This is a genomic window from Shewanella sp. 11B5 (genome assembly GCF_002836795.1).
Taxonomy (GTDB): Bacteria; Pseudomonadota; Gammaproteobacteria; order Enterobacterales; family Shewanellaceae; genus Shewanella; species Shewanella frigidimarina.
In genome coordinates this window covers 1-1,156 of record NZ_PJAP01000155.1, presented here as the reverse complement: position 1 = coordinate 1,156, position 1,156 = coordinate 1, and the positions used below count along the sequence as shown (strand labels likewise).

The window sequence follows — 1,156 nt, the reverse complement described above, 5'->3', positions numbered from 1 at the left end:
TATCGTTATTTATGATATTAGCTTATCTCTGTTAGTGAGGTCGCATTTATGGCACTAAACCTCCTAACAGACAGTAAGACGCGCCATGTTTTTTATTGTTTAATTAAGGCAATCTATTGAAACCTTTTCCTCGTGCAGAAATCAGTCGTTACGCATTGCAAAGTAACTTGGCACAACTGCGCCTTATTGCGCCCAATAGTAAAATTATGGCAGTGGTTAAAGCCAATGGTTATGGCCATGGATTATTAAATGTTGCTGAATGTGTAGGCTTATTAAATTATGTAGAAAGCGTCTGCAAGTATCATGGCGGCGCAGATGGTTTTGGATTAGCAAGGCTTGAAGAAGCGTTGCAACTCAGAGAAGGCGGTGTAAAAGGTAAGCTTTTATTATTAGAAGGTTTCTTCCGTCAGTCTGATTTACCCACACTGGTTAGCCACAATATTGATACTGTGGTTCATCATGAATCGCAATTGCAAATGCTTGAAACTATCGCGCTAGATAAGCCTGTCACCGTATGGATAAAAATTGATACTGGTATGCATCGTATTGGCTTTAGTCTTGAACAATTCAACAGTATTTATCAGCGCTTGCTGGCTTGTCCGCAAGTGGCTAAACCGATTCATTTAATGACCCACTTTGCTTGCGCCGACGAACCCGATAATCCTCTCACTCAAACGCAAATGAATGCCTTTGAGCAACAGGTTAGCGGCTTAGAAGGCGATCGCACCTTAGCAAATTCTGCAGGTACCTTATTTTGGCCAACAAGCCAAGCTGACTGGGTAAGACCCGGCATTGCACTTTATGGTGTATCTCCGGTTGTGGGTGATCGAGGCGTTAATCATCGATTAATTCCAGCGATGGAGTTAGTCTCCAATTTAATCGCGGTGCGCGAGCATAAAGCCGGTGATAGTGTCGGTTATGGTGCATCTTGGACCGCTAAAAAAGACACTCGTTTAGGGGTTGTTGCCATTGGTTATGGTGATGGTTACCCACGTAATGCGCCAGAAGGCACACCGGTGTGGATTAACGGCCGCAGAGTACCGATAGTCGGTCGAGTGTCTATGGACATGTTAACCGTAGATTTAGGTGCTGATGCACAAGATAACGTCGGCGATAGCGTTCAACTGTGGGGCAAAGCACTTGCAGTAGAAGAAGT

1 protein-coding gene is annotated in these 1,156 nt (G+C 44.2%); it reads left to right on the top strand.

Annotated features, from left to right (window positions below; genetic code table 11):
• Nucleotides 1-116 precede the first annotated feature (116 nt).
• The coding region (alr, locus tag CXF78_RS01295) for an alanine racemase (protein WP_102035746.1) at nt 117-1,156 on the top strand (1,040 nt) is incomplete at its 3' end.